Below are 19,445 nucleotides of genomic sequence, written 5' to 3' on the forward strand. Positions count from 1 at the left end.
TCATTCTGACGGATATCCGCATCCCCACGTTTGGATGCGCATCCGCCGCAAATGATCCTGGGGGAACATTGAAAAAGTACTTGACTGCCCTTGCCGCAGCCAGCCTTGTGTCCGCGCTTGCACTCGGTGCATCATCCGCCGCGCAGGCGGACGTCAGCGACGGCGGCGCGGGTGGCTACGGATCGTGGCAGCTCACGGGCCAGTCGCCTGCCTTTTCCGGCACTGTGGAGCTGGGCGGCGGCTTCCCACAGACCACATTTACGGCCGCCTCGCGGACGGCAACCCTGCAAACCGGCGCCTCAGTATTCCTCCCCGCAGGCAGCCCTCCCGGCTCGAAATTTGGATCCAGCCAGGGGCGTGGCTACATCAACCAGCGGCCGGTGCGGGACACACTTACGGGCCCCGGCATCACCACATACACCTTCGCCACACCGACGCCGTCGAGTGCCTGGGGTTTTGTCCTGGGCGACATCGATGCCGACAAGGCAGTCGTCACGGCACAGGATGCCAATGGGGCACCGGTGCCTGTTGCAGATCTCGGCTTCCAAGGGGTCTTCAACTACTGCATGCCCACAGACCCGCCAACCACACGGTCTTGCAGCGGGGATAAGGTGGACAACGTTTGGCAGTTTGACCTGCCCACCTGGGATCCCGCCACTGCAACGCTGCTGGGCAGCGGATTTGGAACCAACAAGGACACGATCGGTGCATCGGGCTGGTTCATGCCGCGGGTGCCGCTGAGCAGCCTCACCATCACCTATACGCGGCTCACAGGACTTCCCGTCTACCAAACCTGGTTTGGCACCGTGGCCCGCGACATTTCAGGAACAGTCAGCGGATGTAACGTTTCCGGAGTTGCTGTGGAGCTCAAGGATGGCTCAGGAAAACGAGTCGCCTCGACAACCACTGATTCCCAGGGCAACTACGCCTTCACCAACTATCTGGCCCTCGATTCCTACACCGTCACGGCAACTGCAGCGGCCGGCTGCGCCTTGACAGGCGATACAGACCAGCCCGTTGACATCAGTCTGAAACACGCCACAGGGGTGAACTTCCAGCAGGATGTGGCCCCCACGCCAACGGCGACGCCCAGCGTGAGCCCAAGCCCCGACCCGACGGACGACCCGACCAACGACCCGACCGACGAGCCCACTGAGGAACCCACGGGGACGCCCACCAAGTCCCAGACTCCGGGCCCCTCGCCAGCAACCACACCCGCCACAACGCCAGCAACCCGCCCCACCCAGGGCTCAACCACCCCGGCTGCAGGGCTGGCGACCACCGGTGTAGCCGGCGCCACCCCGGCACTGCTGGTTGCGGGCGGACTCTTGGCAGGTGGCTTGGCCCTGGCGGGTGCCTCCAGGCGCCGTCACAAGCACTAGGCCCCACCCGGCCCCGCAGTGGCTCTCCCGAATCAGGCTAAAACGAATGTTCCGGCCCTGGGAAGGTTCCTGCGGTTACGTCGGCCGCATAGTCCTGGGCGGCCTGGCGCAGGACCCCATGAACGTTGGCGTACTGCTTGACGAAGCGCGGCAGCTTGCCGGTGCGCAGACCTGCCATGTCTTGCCAGACCAACACCTGCGCGTCGCAGCCATTTCCCGCCCCGATCCCGATCGTGGGGGCGGCCAGCGCCTGGGTGATTCCGGCGGCGACGTCCCCGGGAATCATTTCCATGAGCACGGCAAAGGCACCAGCGGCTTCGAGTGCCTTCGCGTCCGCCATCAGGCGCCCGGCGTCGTCTCCGCGACCCTGGATGCGGTAGCCGCCCAGGTTGTGTTCCGCCTGGGGTGTGAATCCAATGTGCGCCATGACGGGGATGCCGGCCCTCGTCAGCAGTTCCACTTGTGGCGCCATGGTGGCCGCACCCTCGAGCTTGACGGCATGGGCGTTGCCTTCCTTCATGAAACGGACCGCCGTGTGGAAACACTGCTCCGGGGAACCCTGGTAGGAACCGAAGGGCAGGTCCGCAACCACCAGCGCACGCCGCGAAGACCTTGACACTGCCCGCACCAGCGGGATCAGCTCATCGACCGTGACCGGCAGCGAGGACTCGTTGCCAAAAACGTTGTTGGAGGCTGAATCTCCCACCAGCAGCACCGGGATGCCGGCGTCGTCGAAAATTGCTGCCGTATACATGTCGTACGCGGTGAGCATGGCCCATTTCTCCCCGCGTGCCTTCATGTCGCGCAAGTGGTGGATTCGGACCCGCTTGCGGGCGGGTGCAGCATCGGCAGCGGGGGCACCGTAAGGCGCGGGTTGTTCTGTCACGGCGGGTGTTCCTCTTTAATCGTTGAAAGCTAGCTGGTGATACCTGAGGGCAGGTGGGGACGGGCCGGTGGTTCTAGTGGATGAATTGCTCAGCCAGCAGGAATGCGCCGATGGCAACCATGGCCGCGCCGGAGAACCGGGTGACGGCGCGGGCCGCGGCTGGACGTGTTGCGAGCACCGCCCTGGCCCCTACCCCCACACCGGTGTAGACAATGGCGCAGTTGGACACATGGACCAGGCCAAGCGCCATCATTTGGGCGGGAATTGGCCAGCCCGCGCCAGTGGACGTGAATTGGGGCAAGAGCGCCAAAAAGAGGAGGAACACCTTGGGGTTCAGTCCGCTGATCCCAAAGCCCTTGAGGCCCTGCCGGATCCAGGATCTGCTTGCCCGGGACACTCCGGCTTGGGGAATCGACGGCCGCCTCAACATGCCCAGTCCAAGCCACACAAGGTAGGCGGAACCCGCAATGGTCAGCGCCGCCAGTGCCACGGGCTGGCCCTTCACCAGTACGCCCACCCCAGCGGCGACGACGGCGGTGGCCACCAAGTGACCGGCCAGCATTCCGCCCACGGCCGGCGCCACGGTTTTGTGCTGGAGGCCGGCAGTGATGGCGTAGGCCCAGTCCGCACCCGGCGTCAGTACGAACAGCAGGGAGACAACCCAGAACGCTGCGATGTTCCCGATGTCCATGGTTTCTCCCTCATTTCCGGGATCCTCGGAGCTTCGAAGGACCCTGCATGGGAAAGATTAGGGCAAAATCGGCAAAATGTGCTTCCAACTATTTCCGCTTTCAAGCACCAATGAGGGAGAATCTTCCCCATGGACAACATTGACCGGAAGATACTTTCTGAGCTTCAACAGGACGGACGGCTTTCCCTCACCGAACTGGCCACACGGGTGGGCATGAGCCTCTCCCCCTGCCACCGCCGGGTGCGTGCCCTGGAGCAGTCAGGGGCCATCAGCGGCTACCGCGCCCAGCTCGACGCCGACATCCTGGGTCTGACCTTTGACGCCATCGTCTTTGTCACCATGAACAGCGCAGTCCGCGAAACGCTTGACTCCTTTGAGGAGGCCGTTTCCGCCATCCCCAACGTCCTCCAAGCACAGCGGCTCTTTGGCACACCCGACTACCTGTTGCACGTCATGGCCAAGGACCGTCAGGCATTCCAGCAGCTATACGACGACAGGCTTTCCACCCTCCCCGGTGTCCAAAAGCTCAGCTCCACCCTCGTCATGAAAACCATCGTGGAGAACAATCCCCTGCCCCTCTAGCCAATGTGCCTGATGAAACAAAAAGCCCGGCCACCACACCAAAAAAGGTGCGGTGGCCGGGCTTTTCGCGAACCGAAACAGAAACTACGCCCCGGTCATCTCCACGTAAAGGCGGCTCGTGTGCAGCGCAAGGTAGGACACCTCGTCGTCGCCCAGTTCCCGCTTTAGGGCCAAACCGATCAGCTTCGCCACCTCGAGCGCGGCTTCCGCAGCATCGGGGTAGGCCTGCCGCACGGACGCCAGCACATCCAGCTTGATGGTGGTGGGAACGGCCGCCTCGCCGGACCGGGCAAACAGGTACCGCAGGTGCGTGACGAAGCGGGCGGCACTGAGGCCGTTCTCGTCGATGTTCGTATCCCACCGCACCGAAAGCAGCGTGAACACCTTGGCGATGGTTTCCGTCATGGACACCGTCTTGGAGAAGTCGGCCTTGCCCCACTGCTGGTTGACGAAGTGCAGCGCGAACGCCACCCATTCCTCATCCTGCAGCTGCACGCCCAGCTTCTGCGCAATCAGCTCGACCACGCGGCGTCCCAGCTTCCCCTCGGCGGGATACAGCTGGGCCACCTCCCACCGGAGCGGGAAGTCAACCTTGATGCCGTCACGGGCGCGCTGCACGGCGAAGACCAGGTGGTCCAGCACAGGGACCATCAACGACTGCCGCGGCTCGAGCTTCAGCTCGGCCTGGGCCATCGCCAGGATCTCCTGCACCAGCTCAATCTGCTCCAGCGGGGCATCGCTGAGCACGCCGGCCACATGGCTGGCGGCGTAGCTGCCGTCGGGCACAAACCGCTGGTCGGCGATCGCCAGGTCAACGGGCTGGCCCGCCTTGTGGTTGAACCCGATTCCCTTGCCAACAAGCACCATCTCGCTGCCGTCGCCGAGCTCGGCCAGCAGGACGTTGTTGTTGTAGACCCGCTTGATGGTTGCGGGGCCTCCGCGGCTCACGTCCATGGCGACGCGGTCCTGGCGGCAGTTGGGGCGCAGGCAGCGCCCGTGACGGGCACCATGTTATTTCTTCCGGACGGTGAGAACCGGCTGGCCGCTGGCGGCACCGATCTCGGTTGAGGCAATGGCGAAGTCCTTGCCGTTGGTCACCAGGACCGGGGTGACCATTGACGGCACCAGGGGCGCCATCTCGGCCAGCTCGCAGCTGATGACCAAATCGCCCTGCTTGACGCGGTCGCCCTTGGCGCGGTGGGCCGTGAAGCCCTCGCCCTTGAGCTTCACGGTGTCCATGCCGATGTGGACCAAGATCTCGGCGCCGGCATCCGTGCGCACCGCGAAGGCGTGCAGGGTCTTGGCCACCAGCACCAGTTCCCCGTCAACCGGGCTGACAAAGTTTCCCTCGGAAGGCTCGACGGCGAATCCCTCGCCCACCGCTCCGCTGGCGAACACGGGGTCCGGCACATCGGCCAAGGCCATGACGGTTCCTGCCGCGGGGGCGAAGACCTGCTCGCCCTTCTTCTTGAACATTTTCAGCATGCGTGTGACTCCTGTGTTGGAACAACTGTGGCCAAGGACTTAGTCGTCAATGCCAAGGCTTTCATTAATGGCGCTTTTGTAAAGGACTGCCTTGCCGCCAAAGACGGCCTGAACGCCGCCGCTGACCTCAAAGACGCCCGTGGCGCCGAGCTTGCGGAGCTTGTCCTTGTCCACCTGGGCCGGGTCCTTGACGGACACGCGCAGGCGGGTGATGCAAGCGTCAACCTCTTCCAGGTTCTCCGCACCGCCCAACGCAGCCAGGACCTGTGCGGCCTCGCGCTGGATGGGCGTGCCCTCTTCTGCGCCGCCAACCAGGGCCGGAACCTTCTCGGCGTCGCCCGCGGAAGCGGCGTCGTCGTCGTTCCCCAGGGTGTCCTCCAGGTGTCCGGGGGTGCCGAACTTGAACTTCTTGATCATGAACTTGAACGTGAAGTAGTACAGGAAGAACCACACGATGCCCACGGGGATCACCAGCAGCCAGTTGGTGCGGTCGTTGCCCTGGAACACGCCGAACAGCAGGAAGTCGATCAGGCCGCCGGAGAAGGTGTTGCCAATGCTGATGTTGAGCAGGTCGGCAATCAGGAAGGACAGGCCGTCGAAGATTGCGTGGATCACGTAGAGGATCGGGGCCACAAAGAGGAACATGAACTCGATGGGCTCGGTGATGCCTGTGATGAAGGAGGTCAGCGCAACCGAGGCGAACAGGCCCATGTACTTGGCGCGGCGGCCCTTGGGGATGACGTGCCACATGGCCAGGCAGGCGCCGGGCAGGCCGAACATCATGGTCGCGAAGCGGCCGGCGAAGAAGCGGGTGCCGTCGGTGAACAGGCCCACGTGGTTGGGGTCGGCCAGCTGGGCGAAGAAGATCTTCTGCGCGCCAACAACCTGGACGCCGTTGACCATCTCGGTGCCGCCCAGCGGGGTGTACCAGAACATGGGGTAGATCATGTGGTGCAGGCCGGCCGCACCGCTCAGGCGCAGCAGTGAGCCGTACAGGAAGGTGCCAAAGGCGCCCATTCCGGCAATGCCCTCACCGGCACTGACCAGGCCCTGCTGGACCGGGGGCCACACGATGAAGAACACGGCGCCGACCACGATCGCGGCGAAAGCCGTGACGATCGGGACAAAGCGTGAGCCGCCGAAGAAGCCAAGGATGGCCGGCAGTTGGATGTTGTTGTAGCGGTTGTGCAGCATCACGGCCACACCACCCACCACGAGCGCGCCCACAACGCCGGTGTCAATCGCTGCGGCGTCGGGGGTGAAGATGCCCAGCAGCGCCTTGATGGTGGCCACCATGACCAGGTAGCCAACCACGCCAGCTAGTGCAGCCGTGCCCTTGTCGCGCTTGGCCAGGCCAATGCAGAGGCCGACGGCGAGCAGGATCGCCAGGTTTTCGAAGACCGTGGCGCCGGCGGCGGACATGACGCCGAAGATGCCCTGCAGCACGTGGTTGTCCAGGAACGGGTACGCCTTGACGGTGGTGGGGTTGGACAGGGCCCCGCCAATGCCCAGCAGCAGGCCGGCTGCCGGCAGGATGGCGACCGGCAGCATGAAAGCCTTGCCGATCTTTGAAAGTTGCTTGAACACGTGTGTTCCCTTCGCTCGCAGCCTGACGACATCGTCAAGCCAAGATCTGAGCCGATGGGGACCATGCAGGAGGAACGCATTGGGGGCGGGGCGGCAGCGTTGGCGGCCCACGCGTGGTGCGCGAATCGTGGATGGACCCTCGGACAAATACAGACGGATAGCCCCTGCAAGGTGATGCGCGGAGCGTGGCGTCCCAGGTTATTGCCGAAAGTTACAATCCCGATGACAGTCGCCATAGTGGCAACTGGACAAGAATACACCTGCTGCAGGATTCAATGCCAAATACGTCCTACCTCCGCAGGAAACAGCCAGCGGCGGCCCGTAACATTGGCTTCATGCTTAGATCCGGCACCGAATCCATGATCCTGCTGGGCATTGGATTGCCCATTGCGTTGTTCGCCGCCTATCTGATCGGCCAGGTCACCCGCTGGCTGGTCCGCCGCCGGGTCTCGGTGCGCACCTCCACCACTGTTGTCCTGGCCGTGATTGGCCTGTCCCTCGGCCTGGTGCTCAGCAGCCTGATTTTCCGCGACTCGGAACCGTGGAGCCTGGAGGTGCTGCTGCTTTCCATAGCCTGCACGGCCGCCCTGCTTGGCCTGTTTGCGCTGGTGGCCCGCCGCTTCCAGCCACCCCGGCCCAGGATGTCCATCCTGGAAGTCGCCCGCAGCGGGGAGTCGCAGCTCGTGGAGTTCAAGTCCTCGGCCCGCTGGAACCTGCATACCCAGCAGCGCGACGAGCGCATGGAGCTGGTGGTTGCCAAGACCGTGGCGGGCTTCCTCAACGCCGACGGCGGCACCCTCCTGTTGGGCGTGGACGACGACGGGCAGTCCATTGGGCTGGAAAACGACTTCAGCCTGGTCAAGCGCCCCGACACGGACCGCTACGAGCTCTGGCTGCGCGACCTGCTCTCCACAACCCTGGGCCAAAACGCGGCGGCACTGCCGGTCATCGACTTCACCCCAGTTGAGGTGGACGGCAGGCCAACCTTCCTGTGCCGGCTCTCCTGCCCCAACTCCCCCAGGCCCGTGTTCCTGGAACCGTCCCGCAACGAACGCACCGAATTCTGGGTACGCAGCGGCAACTCCACCCGCCAGCTGACGCTCGAAAATTCCATTGACTACATCACCGTCCAGTGGCCCCTGGGCGTTGGCCGCACCCTGGCCGCACAGCTGCGCTCATCCTTCCGTGGGTCCCGCGCGGGCTGATCCTGCATGGGCGGTCCCACAGGCTCAGCCACGACGGCGTCCCGCCACAAGGCCCAACAGCAGCGGCAGCACCGAGGCAACCATCAGAACATTTCCCAGCGTTTCGTCGCCGGCGCGCACCACGGCCCCTGCAATGAGCAGCGCGCCGAACAAAAGCGCCGCCACCGCCCACCGGGCAGTGCGTTGCAGCCGTGCAAGCTGCCGCTCCAGTCGCGGGTTGGAAAACTGCAGCGAGCCCTCCTCGATGCGGTCCAGCAGCCCATCCAGCCGCTTGGGCAGGCGCAGGGCCACGGCGGCTATGTCCACCGCCTGGGCGGCCGCATCCTTCACCAGGTTGCCGCGCTCGTCGCGCAGCAGCTTCGCGGCGTAGGGCTCCACGGAGTCCCACAGGTTGAACTTGGCGTCGAGCGAACAGCACACCCCCGAGGTCAGCGACATGGCACGGATGATCAGCAGGAAGTTCTCCGGCAGCTGGAACGGCAGAGACCGGACAGTGTCCCCAAACTCCGCGGCAAAGTCGCGGAACTCGCGCGGGTCCACGTCGCGCAGCTCGGCAAAACCCATGCCGCCAAAGCGCGCAAAAAGCTGCGCCATGGCCCGCTCCAGCGAGGCGGTCTCGGCCGAGCGCACCAGCACGCCCACCTCACCCATTGCCTCCACAAGCCCCTTGCCATCCCTCGCAGCCGCCGCGATCAGCAGCTTCCGGAGGCCGCCACGCGTCGCCGGGCCGGCCTCGCCCATCATGCCGAAGTCAATGAACGTCAGCTTCCAGGGCCGTTCCCCGCCGGCATCCGGGGCCGGGGTGACAAAGATGTTGCCGGGATGCGGATCGGCATGAAAGAAGCCGTTGCCGAACAGCTGGTCAAACATGACGGCAGCGAACACCGGGGCAACGTCCACGGGGTCAATCCCGGCCGCGAGCAGGCCCTGGGCGTCGGTCACCTTGATGGCCGTGACGTCCTCAAGTGTCAGCACCCGCCGGGTGGTCCGCTCCCAGACCACGCCGGGCACCGCGACCCGCTGGTCCCCTGCGAAGTCGGCGGCGAAGCGTTCGGCATTGGCTGCCTCGTTCAGGTAGTCGATCTCCTGAAGGCTGGTCCGGGCAAATTCCTCCACCAGCGCCGGCGCGTCCACGCGCCTGGAGACGAGCCGGATCCGGCTGAGCCAGCCGCCCACCTTGCGCAGCGCCGCAAGGTCCACGTCCACAATCGCGCCGATGCCCGGCCGTTGCACCTTCACCACCACGTTTTCGAGCCCTGTGTCTGCGGCAATGCCGGGCAGGAGCCGGGCCCGGTGTGCCTGACCCAGCGAGGCTGCGGCCAGCGGCACCTCCTCGAAGTGGGAGTACACGGCATCCAGCGGCGCGCCCAGCTCCGCCTCAGCCAACGCCCGGATGGCGGGGAAAGGGACGGCAGGCACCTCGTCCTGGAGGCCCTCCAATTCTCTTGTGATCTCCGGCGGCAGCACGTCCAGCCTCGAGGACATGTACTGGCCCACCTTGATCATGAGCCCGCCGAGGTCCACCGCGAGCACATGGAAGCGCTGCGCGAAGGTGCGCATGCGCCGTGCCCTGCCGCGGTCGGCGATCCTGCGCAGCCCGATGCGGGGCAGGAACAGCTCAAACCACCACGTCACTGCCAGGTTGCGGGCGGCAAAGCGCAGGATGCGGCGGTACCGGGCACGGGTTTCACCGGCGCCGGGACCCGGATCTGCCCGGTCCCGGTGCACCGTTGCCACGTGTGTCAGTCCTGGGCGAGGATGGAGTACAGCCGGCGGCGTGCCTCTTCAAGCACCTTCACAGCCTCCTGCACCTGCTTGCTGGTGCCGGTGCGCCCCACCTGGGCGGCGGCCTGGGCCAGTTCCATCCCGGCCTTGGGCAGCGCCCCGAAACCGGAACCCTGTGCCGTGTCCGCCGAGTCCCAGGGAGCCTGGGTTTCAGCACTGGCGGCCTCATCACGCCCGGCCTCGGTCAGCGAGTAGATCTTGCGCCCGTTGGACTCCTCGGCGCTGACCAGCCCTTCGTCGGCCAGCAGCTGCAGTGTGGGGTAGACGGAGCCGGCACTCGGCTTCCAGCTGCCTCCGCTGCGCTCCTCGATTTCACGGATGATCTGGTACCCGTGCATGGGGCGCTCGGCAAGGAGGGCCAGCACGGCCGAGCGCAGTCCGCCGCGGCCGGCCCGGGTTCCGGAGCGCTTCTCAAACCGCGAACGGAAGTCTTCAACGGCCTGCCACACGCCGTCAAGGTTGGCTCCCATGAATCCGCCTGAAGGGAATGAATCATGCATTTTGGCTCACCTCGGTTGATCGCGAACGATACTAAACGATAGCTAACGATATACCCGCAGGGAGGCCCGGGACAATGGTTTTTACTACCCGGCAAGCACCTTTCCGGGGTTCAGGATGCCCTGCGGGTCCAGTGCCTTCTTGATGGCGGCCATGACCGGAATGGCCGAGGCATGCTCCTTGGCCAGGGAGCCGGTCTTGCCCAGCCCAATGCCATGCTCACCCGTGGAGGTGCCACCCATGGAGAGCGCCCGCTCAACGAGTCGGTCGTTGATGGCAGCCGCCTTGGCCCGCACGCCGTCGTCCCCGGGAGGGAGGACAAAGGCGAGGTGGAAGTTGCCGTCGCCCACATGCCCCACGATCGGCGCCAGAACGCCTTCGCTGTCGGTGTCGGCCTTGGTCAGGGTGATGCATTCGGCCAGCCGGGAGATGGGCACGCAGACATCTGTGGACCAGGTGCTGGAGCCGGGCACCAGGGCCACATAGGAGGGCAGGGCGTCGTGCCGTGCCTTCCAGATGCGCCCGATCTGCTGGGGGTCGGACGCGTAGTTCCAGCCGGTGCCGCCGTTGCCGGCGACGAGCCTGCGGACAGTTTCTGCCTGCTCGGCAATGGTCGCCGCGGGGCCCTCGAATTCAAAGATCAGGGTTGGCTGCACGGGCAGGCCCAGGCCGCTGTAGCGGTTGACGGCGTCCACCGTGACGTCGTCGAGCAGTTCAACGCGGGAAATGGGCACCCCGGATTCCAGAGTGGACGCCACCACGGCCGTGCAGTCCTCCAGCGCCGGGAACGAGCAAATGGCCACCCCGGTGGCCTCGGGGATGCCGTAGACGCGCAGGGTCACCTCGGTCAGGACCCCCAGCGTGCCCTCGGCCCCGACAAACAGGTGCGTGAGGTCGTAGCCGGCGGCCGACTTCCGGGAGCGTCCGCCGGTGGTGATGACAGTGCCGTCGGCCATGACCACCGTCAGGCCCAGGACGTTTTCCTTCATGGTCCCGTAGCGCACGGCGGTGGTGCCGCTGGCCCCGGTGGAAGCCATGCCGCCCACGCTGGCATCCACGCCCGGCCCCACAGGGAACGTGAGCCCGTGGACTGCGAGCGCGGCGTTGAGCGAGCTCTTCATGACCCCGGCCTGGACCGTGGCATCGAGGTCGGAGGCGCCGACCCGCAGGATCTTGTCCATGCCGGACAGGTCCAGGGCGATGGACTCGGCGGTGCTGTTGGCGCCGCCCTCCAGCCCCGTGCCGGCGGCGATGGGCACGGCCGGAACACCGTGCCGGTGGCAGATGGCCAGAGCGGCGGACACGTCTTCGGTGCTGGCGCAGTGCACCACGGCCTGGGGCGCCTCCCACGGCAGGTGCGAGCTGTCGTGCCCGCGGGCTTGGCGGATTCCGTGGTCGGTTGAGACCTTCTCCCCCAGTGCTTCCCGCAGTTCATGAACGACGGCGGTGGTGGTCTCTGCGGGAAGTGCTGTCATCGCGGTGGTTCCTTCGTAGCTCACGGGTGTGTGGCGCAGCGCACGGCTGCCGATTTAGAGCCACATTACCCACGCCTTCCCCGCTTCGGAGCGTGGCGGGGTCCTCCGGCCTCTCGGATCCGAGACGCAGCCGGAAGCCTCCACTCGGTGACAACCTTCCCGTTCCATCTTTAGGATGTTGGCATGGAGCAACGTATCAACGGCGCTTTGATTCACTACGTTGACCACGGCGACGGTGTGCCGCTGGTTTCGTTTCACGGCGCCGGCGTTGACCACCGCGAAATTGAGGCCGCCATCGAAGCCCTGCTGCCCATCGCGAGCTGCCGGCGAATTTATCCTGACTTGCCGGGGATGGGACACTCCACGGTTGAGGGCCTGGGCTCCAACAACAACGTGGTGGCGCAAATGGCGGCATTCATCGAGCAGCTGCAGGCTGGGCCTGTGCTGTTGCTTGGACATTCCTACGGGGCGTACCTGGCACGCGGCGTGGCGGCCCGGCGGCCGGACCTGGTTCTCGGCCTGGCGTTGTTGTGCCCGCTGGCCGGGCAGGCCCACCCGCTGCCCGAACACCAGGTGGTGCAGCAGGATGCTGGCGCGTACAGCGAACTTGAAGCCGGGCAAAGGGAGGGCTTCGATGAGTATTTCGTGGTGCGCACCCGGGCCACGGCCCGCCGCTATCGAGACCATGTGGTGCCGGGCGCGGCCCTGTTGGATGAAGACGGACTGGGCCGCATCTTTTCGGATTGGACGGTCGACGTCGGTTCGGGCCCCTTCCCTGCCCCGACGCTGATCGTGGCCGGGCGGAGTGACTCGACTGTTGGGTACCTCGACGCGATGGACTTGCTCGGGCAGTACCCGCACGCAACGTTGGCAGTGGTTGACGGCGCCGGTCATGCCCTCATGCATGAAAGGCCCAGGCTGCTGGCTGGACTACTCGGAGATTGGCTGGACCGGGCCGGGGTGCCCGTTGCGCAAGATTGAAAAGAGGAGGGAGTCCCGGCGCACTCCCCGAACCAGGCGGTGGGATCGAAGCCGCCCTTCCAGGGTGAAGCCGCTCTTTTCCAGGACCCGGATTGAGCCCGCATTTCCGGGGTGGCAGGTGGCGCTGATGCGTTCCAGCCGGAGCGTTTCGAAGCCAAGGCTCAGGAGCCGGCCCACGGCCTCGGTGGCGTACCCCTGCCCCCAGTGGGCACGGTGGAAGGTGTACCCCAGCTCGCCGTTGCGGTCATGGGGATCCGTGGTCCAGACAGCCACCGAACCAATCGGCCGCCCGTCCAAGACGGCAGCGAGCGAGTACGCCGACCTGTCCGGCTCCCCTTGTGCCCGGGAGGCACCTTCAACGAACGCAGCTGTCTGGTCCAGGGTGTTTGGGCCCCATGTGGACCAGCGGGTGACCTCAGCGTCTGAGGCGTAATCATGAACGGCCGGTATGTCCGCCGGGGTAAATTCACGGAAGCTCAGCCGGGGCACGCGCGGATAGGGCGTTGAAGTACTCAAAGTTCACCTTTCAGTCATTTGCCTGCTTCGATCCTAGGGCCCTGGCCGGCAGCACCCAGGGGTTGGCCAGCGGGTCGGGCGGCGGCGCATCCGCAAGGCTCCGCACCCGCCGACCCGCCGCCGTCAGCCGGTGGGGCGCAGCCTGCGGGAGATTTCCGCGGCGCAGCGCTTCACCTCAGGCAGCCACTGCGTGGCGAGGTCCTCGAGGTGGACTGTGCGTTCCTGCACGATTCCCTCGGCGGCGTTCCGGGCTGCGGCCGCCGGGCTGAGCGCCGGGCGGTTGGCAACGGTCAGGGTCACGCTGGCCACTGCCATGCCGCTGTGGTCCAGCACGGGAACGGCAATGCTGGAGAAGCCGTCGGTGACCTCGTCCTGCTCCCAGGAGAAGCCGCGCTCCCGGATTCTCCCCAGCAGCTCGTTCAGTGCCGGCACCGAGTGCACACCTGTCTCGTACCGGGTGGGAAACGCCTCCGGGCCCGGGTACAGGGCGGTTAGCTGGTCCGGCGTCATGGCCGCGAGCATGGCCCGGCCACTGGCGGTGAGGTGGGCCGGCAACCGGACGCCCGGGTTGGTCACCAGCGTGCTCTGCCGCTTGGCCCGCTCCTCAATGACGTAGATGACCTCGCGGCCATGCATCACCGCCAGGTGGGCCGTGCGCTTGGTGCGTTCCACGAGCTGGGCAATGGGGAAGCGGGCCAAGCGCTGCAGCGGCACCTGGCGCGTGTAGCCCGTGCCGAGTTCGTGGGCCGTGACGCCCAGTGCGTACTTGCGCTCCTCGGGCAGGTGGACCACAAAGCCGTCCTCGATGAGGGCCGTGAGCAGGTGGTAGGTGGTGGAGCGCGGCAGTTCCACGTCCCTGGATATGGCTGCGGCACCCACGGGCCCGGCTTGTGCGGCAATGTAGCGCAGCACCGACAGCACGTTTTTGGCTGCCGGGACCTGCGGCAAGTTCTGAGTTCCCATGGGGCAATGGTAGCCCCTGGCGCGTCTGTGATCCCAGACGAAAAGAACGGCGCCCACAGGGCAGGCCCCGCCGTTCGGTGATGTGATGGCAATTACACGCCCCGGGCTGCCGGGTCGCCATCGTTGAAAAGGACTGCCTTCACCATGAACACCGCACCTGTCCAGGAGACCGCCACGGCACCCGCCGCCATGAACCGGCCCGGCTCACTTGAGGGCCTGCGGGTCCTGGACCTGTCCCGGGTGCTGGCAGGCCCGTTCTGCGCCATGATCCTGGCGGACCTGGGCGCAGAGGTCATCAAGGTGGAAAGCCCTGACGGCGACGATTCGCGCCACTTTGGGCCCTGGTACAACGGTGAGTCCGCCTACTACCGGCTGTTCAACCGCAGCAAGTACGGGGTCACCATGGACCTGAAGGATCAGGCCGAACGCGAGCGGCTGCTCGCACTGGTGAGGCGCTCCGACGTCGTCATTGAAAACTTCAGGCCCGGTGTCATGGACAGGCTGGGCCTCTCCCCCGCCAGCCTGCTGCAGGAGAACCCTCGGCTGGTGCTGGTGAGCATCTCCGGGTTTGGGCAGGACGGGCCGCTGCAGAAGGCCCCGGCGTACGATCTCATTGCCCAGGCCATGAGCGGGCTGATGTCCGTCACGGGCTGGCCGGGCGGGGAGGCCACCCGGATCGGGATCAGCATTGGGGATGTGATTCCCGGGCTGTACGGCGCCATCGCGGCTCTCGCCGCCATCAATGAGCGCAACAACACCGGCCGCGGGCAGCACATTGACGTGGCCATGCTTGACAGCCTGGTCTCGGTGCTGGAATCCGTGGGCATGCGCGCCCTGCACGGCGAGGAGCCCGTGGCCTGTGGCAATGACCACGCCATGTCCACCCCGTTCAGCACCTACCTGACCGGCCGCGGCTCCATCGCGATCGCCATTGCCGGGGACCGCTTGTTCCCCCGGCTCACCGAGGCCCTCAACCGGCCACAATGGCTTCAGGATGAGCGCTTCCGGGAGCAGACGCGGCGCAACGAGTTCCCCGTGGAATTCCGGACGGCACTTGAGGAGGCGCTGCAGCCGTTCACCGACGACGAGGCAATCGAGCTGCTCACCGCCCACCACGTGCCGGTCTCCAAGGTTCAGACGGTCAACGAGGCCCTGAACAGCGAGCACTCCCTGCACCGCGGCACGGTGGCCACTGAATCCGACGGTTTCAGGACGCTGGCTTCCCCGCTGCGCCTGACCGGCTCTGTGGCGCCCTCCCCCGCTCCGACGCTGGGGCAGCACAATGGCCTGCTGGGCGAATGGATTGCGGGGCCGGTGCGCACAGGGCACCCATGATGGGCCGCTAGGCTTGAACCATGCGTTTTCTTGCGTCCCCCGCCGTTCGTTGCACCTCCATCGCCGCCGCCGCACTCCTTGCCCTGACGGCGTGCGCGCCTTCCGTGACCATGACAGAGGCCAAGGACGCGAACAATCCAGCCTGTGCACCCATGATGGTTGCCCTGCCGGACTCGCTGGCCGATGCAAAGCGCCGCACCACCACCGCACAGGCCACGGCCGCCTGGGGCGATCCATCAGTGGTGGTGCTGCGCTGCGGTGTGACTGTGCCCGGCCCCACCACTGACAAGTGCGTCACAGTCAATGGCGTGGACTGGGTGATCAAGGAAGGTGACGGGTCCTGGACATTCACCACATACGGCCGCACCCCCGCCACTGAACTGATCATGGAGGAGAACAAGGTTCCCTCCGACACCGTCCTGACGCAGATTTCCGCCGCCGCGTCCAAGATCCCCGCCAAGGGTGGCTGCGTGGGCCTGGACGACGCCAAGACGGCACCGGCGGGCTAAAAGCAGGGCAGTCGAAATTTCTGTAACCCAAAAGGGGGACAAAAACTGAAGTAGTGGGTTTCGATCTTTCAAGGATTTATCCTCCCAAGTAGCATGGCGGAAAGTGTTCCCGGCGCCTTCCAGAACAGAGAACTCCATGCACAATCGAGCAATTAGATTCAAGCCTTGGGTTCTCCTGATTTCGGCCGCTTCGGTAATCGCAACAATCGCGTTGTGCATTTCCATTGTCATTCCCTTGATGAACACCAACAAAACAAATTCATCATCGGTTGAAGTCAATTCAGGCGTCCAAGATGACCCGCCGGCAGCCGGACTCCCGGTTCCACCCACAGCCTTGGCCGGGGCAGCAGCAAAGTTGGCGGAGCACGTACTTGACAACAGTCAGGGCCTGGATGATTTAGGGCAGCACTCACCGGTCAGCGAAGACCGGCCAGGGGAGGGAATGTGGGTCGTCGAACTGTCAAAGCCATTGGCCGATTTTCCGCTCGAGCTCGACGCCGTCGAGCAACTGTCCTGCATTGGGAAAGGGCCAGATTGTCTCAATCGCCCGGCGTGTACCGATGCCCAACTTGAATGGTTGACAAAGAATGCCAGAAAGGCAGGGATTTGGGCTTTCAACGATACGTTGTACCTCGCCGCCTCGAGGATCCGGAACACCGCAACTAGTGGATCGGTCCTGACGGTGAGCGACTTCAAATTGGATCTGATTGTGGAAACAATCTCCGACGATTCCATCTACATTTCATGCCAGGCCTACACAAACGCCGCATTTGGAGCTGCAACCGGTTCCAGGGTGTCACGGCCGGCGCTGTTCACTTTGGGCAGTTCGTCAACTGCCCTGTTTGGCGGGTTTTCACAGTTCGGCGTGGACGCAACGCGCCAGGTGCCGGAAGGCCAGCCGGCCACGGTAAATCTTGAACCAGGCCAGGATGTGCTCTTGGATTTTAGTGCGTCGATCCCCCACGCCATGGCAATTGAGGGATCAATTACCGCCATGGCATCCTCCGGCGGAGAGTCCGTGCCGGTAAAAATCAGTGATGAGAAGTACGGTGCTGGAATCTCCGCCGCCATCCCTGGGCGTCGAGACGTGATTTGGACGATAGTTTCAGGCGCACCGTGCCCCACTCCCGTCAACGTCAACGGGAGTATTCGCTACGGGGACTCTAAGGACTGCACCCTCGAGGCCATGCTGACCAACCACGGCTTGAACTAGTTTGGCCACCAAATATGCTCGTTGGACCTGAAAGGGGCATGAATTCAGTGGAGCCACCGGAACAGCCTCAAGGGGCGGCATCCGCCACCCCCTCACAACCGCCAGCGCTTCACGACGCGAGCCCCACCTCCCAAGCCGTTGACGTGGCCTTTGCCCCAGTCCCGGAAATGCTGGCCCTGCCACCGGCAGAGCCCGGCAAGCCCTGGTGGCGGCGACTTGGGCCAGTGCTCACGGCAGGTGCCGCGGTCCTGGGTGCGGTCATCGGCGTCATCCAGGTGTGGCCCCTAATCTTCAGCGACTCATCGAGTTTGGCTACGTTGGAAACAGGCGCCAAACCCTACCGCCCAGACGAAGTGGCCCACTACGTTCTGCCCCTCATGACCGACTTCACGGACTTTCCTTTCGCGGCTGCCCAGTGCGGCGACGAACAACTGAATTGGCTGGATTCCAAGGGCCGGCGTTTCCAGCGCGACTATGTCGTCCAAGTACGCAACACTGCCCGGAGCGGCTCGATCATTGCGCTGCAAAACTTTCACGCAGAAGGTGAACTGGCACAGCAGACTGAGGGAATGATCCTTGAATGCGATCGTCTTGAAGGCAGTGGTGTGGTGACAGAGCCAGCACAGCTCCGTCTGGACACAGATGTGGCCGCCTACTTCGACAAGTCAAAGTTGGGCAATGCAGGAACCGGCCAGCCCAACATGCCGCTGGGCTACAACTTGGCTCCGGGTGAGACGGGCCAAATTGTCATGTCACTGTCCTCCATTGCAGATTTCAGTGGGAACTTGATGGTCTCCGGTGCCGTTGGGAAAGAATCCCGCGACTTTCCCATTGCCCTGGAAGGTGGGGAACAGAACATCAATTTCCTTGGGGCCTCCACGAGCCACCAAGTCATGCTTCGCGTTGCAGCGGGTCGACTCGAATGCGACGTGATTTCCACCAAGGAATCATTTGTTTGCGACATTTCCCGGCTCACCGTGGGCACTCCTCCGTAGCTGGACTGGCTTCAGGCGTCGTCCATGGCCACAATCGATTGGCCAGATTCCTCACCTGTCCGTCCATGTCGACGAAGTCGCCGCGGCGGTGCGGACGCGCTCAGGCCTTGACGCCCAGCTTCCACAAGGACGTGACTTCGCGGGCGCGGGCGTCGTGGAACGGGTCGCTGCGGTCCATGGAGCGCGGGTGGCTCGACTGGGTGTCCAACCGGTCAAGAACTTCCAGGCCGGCCTGGGCAATCCAGCCCAGCAGTTCCTCGCGCGAGCGCAGGCCGAGGTGCTCGGCCAGGTCCGAGATGATGAGCCAGCCCTCTCCCCCGGGCTCCAGGTGCTGCGGCAGCCCGGCCAGGAACGCCTTGAGCATGCGGCTCTTGGGATCGTAGACGGCGTTGTCCAGCAAGGTGTTGGCCGTTCCCGGCAGCCACGGCGGGTTGCACACCACCAGTGGCGCGCGACCTTCGGGGAACATGTCCCCCTGAACAACCTCAACGATGTCTGACAGGCCCAGGCTTTCCAGGTTTTCCGCGGCGCAGGCCACGGCGCGCGGCTCACTGTCCGTGGCGACCACGCGCTTGACGCCGTGCTTGGCCAGGATGGCCGCGAGCACGCCAGTTCCCGTGCCGATGTCGAACGCCAGGGACGCGGGTGCGCCACCTGCCGCGGGCAGCGCCGCCTGTGCCACGAGGCCCAGATATTCACTGCGGATGGGGGCAAACGTGCCGTACTGCGGGTGGATCACGGCGTCGAGTTCCTGCACAAACAAGCCATTGCGGCGCCATTCGTAGGCGCCCACGGCGCCGAGCACGTCCTGCAGCGGCACCACCGTGGGCTCCTCCACCGGCCCCGCGGCAGCCAGCCAGGCCTCAGAAACATCGGGTGCCCGGCGCAGCGCCACGGCCGGCCCGGGTTCGAGCGGCACCAGCAGGAGCCCCAGCATGCGGGAGCGGTGGGCACGCCCCTGGCGGAAGCGGTAGAAAGCTTTGGCGACGTCCTCGCCGTCGTTCCTGGAAAAGGCGGGCAGGCGCCGGGCCATGGCCGAGAGCAACTGGCGGGCATTGTGGTAGTCGCCCTGCCACAGCATGGCGGTGCCGTGCGCGGCGAGGCGGTGGGCGTCGTCGGCCGTCAGCGAGTCATCCACGGCCTGCACCTTCTTGGGCGCGGAGGCACCGCTGGCGGAGAACCACAGCGCGGTCCGTTCGGCATCGCCCTGGGTCCAGGCCACGGTGGTGGCTGGCTGCGATGGCTGCGTGCTCATGGTGAAGGGGCTCCTCAAAGAGTGCCGGCAGCCTGGCGTTGCGCTGGTGCCCGCGGGTTGGTGAGTCCCCAGTTTATCCCGGGAGCGTGGGCGGCACGGCCT

The 19,445-nt window shown here is 65.2% G+C and carries 19 protein-coding genes; 8 read left to right on the forward strand and 11 right to left on the reverse strand.

Annotated features, from left to right (window positions below):
- Positions 1-80 precede the first annotated feature (80 nt).
- Positions 81-1,382 (forward strand): SdrD B-like domain-containing protein, encoded by a 1,302-nt coding sequence (locus tag PCK14_RS13005; protein ID WP_269938930.1) that lies wholly within the window; start codon positions 81-83, stop codon positions 1,380-1,382.
- Between the two features lie 37 nt (positions 1,383-1,419).
- On the opposite strand, the gene panB is transcribed toward PCK14_RS13005, so the two are convergent.
- Together panB and PCK14_RS13015 are read right to left on the reverse strand one after the other, a co-directional pair.
- Positions 1,420-2,268 carry a 3-methyl-2-oxobutanoate hydroxymethyltransferase gene (gene panB, locus PCK14_RS13010; protein ID WP_269938931.1) on the reverse strand — a complete coding sequence of 283 codons (849 nt, stop codon included), beginning with the start codon at positions 2,266-2,268 and terminating at the stop codon, positions 1,420-1,422.
- A 73-nt stretch (positions 2,269-2,341) separates the two neighbouring features.
- Positions 2,342-2,959 (reverse strand): LysE family translocator, encoded by a 618-nt coding sequence (locus PCK14_RS13015; RefSeq protein WP_269938932.1) that lies wholly within the window; start codon positions 2,957-2,959, stop codon positions 2,342-2,344.
- Between the two features lie 129 nt (positions 2,960-3,088).
- On the opposite strand from PCK14_RS13015, the gene PCK14_RS13020 reads away from it, so the two are divergent.
- Entirely contained in the window at positions 3,089-3,541 is a 453-nt protein-coding gene (locus PCK14_RS13020; RefSeq protein WP_269938933.1) for an Lrp/AsnC family transcriptional regulator, read from the forward strand.
- Between the two features lie 84 nt (positions 3,542-3,625).
- On the opposite strand, the gene PCK14_RS13025 is transcribed toward PCK14_RS13020, so the two are convergent.
- From PCK14_RS13025 to PCK14_RS13035, 3 genes are read right to left on the reverse strand one after another with little or no spacing between them, the layout of a single operon-like run.
- Positions 3,626-4,495 (reverse strand): PRD domain-containing protein, encoded by an 870-nt coding sequence (locus PCK14_RS13025; RefSeq protein ID WP_269938934.1) that lies wholly within the window; start codon positions 4,493-4,495, stop codon positions 3,626-3,628.
- A 57-nt stretch (positions 4,496-4,552) separates the two neighbouring features.
- Positions 4,553-5,026, reverse strand: a complete 474-nt coding sequence (locus PCK14_RS13030; protein WP_269938935.1) for a PTS sugar transporter subunit IIA — start codon at positions 5,024-5,026, stop codon at positions 4,553-4,555.
- A 39-nt stretch (positions 5,027-5,065) separates the two neighbouring features.
- Entirely contained in the window at positions 5,066-6,613 is a 1,548-nt protein-coding gene (locus tag PCK14_RS13035) for a PTS transporter subunit EIIC (RefSeq protein WP_269938936.1), read from the reverse strand.
- Between the two features lie 335 nt (positions 6,614-6,948).
- Here PCK14_RS13035 and PCK14_RS13040 point away from each other — a divergent pair, with 335 nt between their 5' ends.
- The gene (locus tag PCK14_RS13040; RefSeq protein ID WP_269938937.1) at positions 6,949-7,818 is read left to right on the forward strand and encodes an AlbA family DNA-binding domain-containing protein; all 870 of its coding nucleotides are present in this window, start codon (positions 6,949-6,951) and stop codon (positions 7,816-7,818) included.
- A gap of 24 nt (positions 7,819-7,842) precedes the next feature.
- Here PCK14_RS13040 and PCK14_RS13045 read toward each other — a convergent pair whose 3' ends face one another.
- The 3 genes from PCK14_RS13045 to PCK14_RS13055 form a co-directional block, all read right to left on the reverse strand.
- Complete coding sequence (locus tag PCK14_RS13045; RefSeq protein WP_269938938.1) at positions 7,843-9,555, reverse strand: ABC1 kinase family protein; 1,713 nt, start codon at positions 9,553-9,555, stop codon at positions 7,843-7,845.
- Positions 9,556-9,560: 5 nt separating this feature from the next.
- Positions 9,561-10,103 carry a PadR family transcriptional regulator gene (locus PCK14_RS13050; protein WP_269938939.1) on the reverse strand — a complete coding sequence of 181 codons (543 nt, stop codon included), beginning with the start codon at positions 10,101-10,103 and terminating at the stop codon, positions 9,561-9,563.
- 84 nt (positions 10,104-10,187) lie between these two features.
- A complete protein-coding gene (locus PCK14_RS13055) occupies positions 10,188-11,576 on the reverse strand; it encodes an FAD-binding oxidoreductase (RefSeq protein ID WP_269938940.1) in 1,389 nt (462 codons plus the stop codon).
- 183 nt (positions 11,577-11,759) lie between these two features.
- Here PCK14_RS13055 and PCK14_RS13060 point away from each other — a divergent pair, with 183 nt between their 5' ends.
- Entirely contained in the window at positions 11,760-12,557 is a 798-nt protein-coding gene (locus PCK14_RS13060) for an alpha/beta fold hydrolase (protein ID WP_269938941.1), read from the forward strand.
- On the opposite strand, the gene PCK14_RS13065 is transcribed toward PCK14_RS13060, so the two are convergent.
- Both PCK14_RS13065 and PCK14_RS13070 read right to left on the reverse strand, forming a co-directional pair.
- Positions 12,507-13,073: a GNAT family N-acetyltransferase gene (locus PCK14_RS13065; RefSeq protein WP_269938942.1), complete on the reverse strand. Its 567-nt coding sequence runs from the start codon at positions 13,071-13,073 to the stop codon at positions 12,507-12,509. The genes PCK14_RS13060 and PCK14_RS13065 overlap by 51 nt on opposite strands.
- A 123-nt stretch (positions 13,074-13,196) precedes the next feature.
- A complete protein-coding gene (locus tag PCK14_RS13070) occupies positions 13,197-14,036 on the reverse strand; it encodes an IclR family transcriptional regulator (RefSeq protein ID WP_269938943.1) in 840 nt (279 codons plus the stop codon).
- A gap of 144 nt (positions 14,037-14,180) precedes the next feature.
- Between PCK14_RS13070 and PCK14_RS13075 the strand changes: the two genes are divergently transcribed.
- The 4 genes from PCK14_RS13075 to PCK14_RS13090 all read left to right on the forward strand — a co-directional run bounded on the left by PCK14_RS13075 (position 14,181) and on the right by PCK14_RS13090 (position 18,088).
- Positions 14,181-15,371, forward strand: a complete 1,191-nt coding sequence (locus PCK14_RS13075) for a CaiB/BaiF CoA transferase family protein (RefSeq protein WP_269938944.1) — start codon at positions 14,181-14,183, stop codon at positions 15,369-15,371.
- 20 nt (positions 15,372-15,391) lie between these two features.
- A complete protein-coding gene (locus PCK14_RS13080; RefSeq protein ID WP_269938945.1) occupies positions 15,392-15,880 on the forward strand; it encodes a DUF3515 family protein in 489 nt (162 codons plus the stop codon).
- Positions 15,881-16,016: 136 nt separating this feature from the next.
- A complete protein-coding gene (locus tag PCK14_RS13085; RefSeq protein ID WP_269938946.1) occupies positions 16,017-17,093 on the forward strand; it encodes a hypothetical protein in 1,077 nt (358 codons plus the stop codon).
- Positions 17,094-17,470: 377 nt separating this feature from the next.
- The gene (locus PCK14_RS13090; protein WP_269938947.1) at positions 17,471-18,088 is read left to right on the forward strand and encodes a hypothetical protein; all 618 of its coding nucleotides are present in this window, start codon (positions 17,471-17,473) and stop codon (positions 18,086-18,088) included.
- Positions 18,089-18,188: 100 nt separating this feature from the next.
- Here the strand turns inward: PCK14_RS13090 and PCK14_RS13095 are convergent, their stop codons facing one another.
- Positions 18,189-19,343, reverse strand: coding sequence for a class I SAM-dependent methyltransferase (locus tag PCK14_RS13095; protein WP_269938948.1), 1,155 nt, complete (start codon positions 19,341-19,343; stop codon positions 18,189-18,191).
- Positions 19,344-19,445 lie beyond the last annotated feature (102 nt).

This window comes from Arthrobacter sp. HY1533, from assembly GCF_027568515.1.
Classification (GTDB): domain Bacteria; phylum Actinomycetota; class Actinomycetes; order Actinomycetales; family Micrococcaceae; genus Specibacter.

What these genes read in the sequence shown, in the direction of transcription:
- PCK14_RS13015 (WP_269938932.1), bottom strand. Translation starts at nt 2,959, where the DNA reads ATGGACATCGGGAACATCGCAGCGTTCTGGGTTGTCTCCCTGCTGTTC.
- PCK14_RS13060 (WP_269938941.1), top strand. Translation starts at nt 11,760, where the DNA reads ATGGAGCAACGTATCAACGGCGCTTTGATTCACTACGTTGACCACGGC.
- PCK14_RS13030 (WP_269938935.1), bottom strand. Translation starts at nt 5,026, where the DNA reads ATGCTGAAAATGTTCAAGAAGAAGGGCGAGCAGGTCTTCGCCCCCGCG.
- PCK14_RS13050 (WP_269938939.1), bottom strand. Translation starts at nt 10,103, where the DNA reads ATGCATGATTCATTCCCTTCAGGCGGATTCATGGGAGCCAACCTTGAC.
- PCK14_RS13020 (WP_269938933.1), top strand. Translation starts at nt 3,089, where the DNA reads ATGGACAACATTGACCGGAAGATACTTTCTGAGCTTCAACAGGACGGA.
- PCK14_RS13090 (WP_269938947.1), top strand. Translation starts at nt 17,471, where the DNA reads ATGACCGACTTCACGGACTTTCCTTTCGCGGCTGCCCAGTGCGGCGAC.
- PCK14_RS13025 (WP_269938934.1), bottom strand. Translation starts at nt 4,495, where the DNA reads ATGGACGTGAGCCGCGGAGGCCCCGCAACCATCAAGCGGGTCTACAAC.
- PCK14_RS13040 (WP_269938937.1), top strand. Translation starts at nt 6,949, where the DNA reads ATGCTTAGATCCGGCACCGAATCCATGATCCTGCTGGGCATTGGATTG.
- PCK14_RS13055 (WP_269938940.1), bottom strand. Translation starts at nt 11,576, where the DNA reads ATGACAGCACTTCCCGCAGAGACCACCACCGCCGTCGTTCATGAACTG.
- PCK14_RS13085 (WP_269938946.1), top strand. Translation starts at nt 16,017, where the DNA reads ATGCACAATCGAGCAATTAGATTCAAGCCTTGGGTTCTCCTGATTTCG.
- PCK14_RS13070 (WP_269938943.1), bottom strand. Translation starts at nt 14,036, where the DNA reads ATGGGAACTCAGAACTTGCCGCAGGTCCCGGCAGCCAAAAACGTGCTG.
- PCK14_RS13095 (WP_269938948.1), bottom strand. Translation starts at nt 19,343, where the DNA reads ATGAGCACGCAGCCATCGCAGCCAGCCACCACCGTGGCCTGGACCCAG.
- PCK14_RS13075 (WP_269938944.1), top strand. Translation starts at nt 14,181, where the DNA reads ATGAACACCGCACCTGTCCAGGAGACCGCCACGGCACCCGCCGCCATG.
- PCK14_RS13080 (WP_269938945.1), top strand. Translation starts at nt 15,392, where the DNA reads ATGCGTTTTCTTGCGTCCCCCGCCGTTCGTTGCACCTCCATCGCCGCC.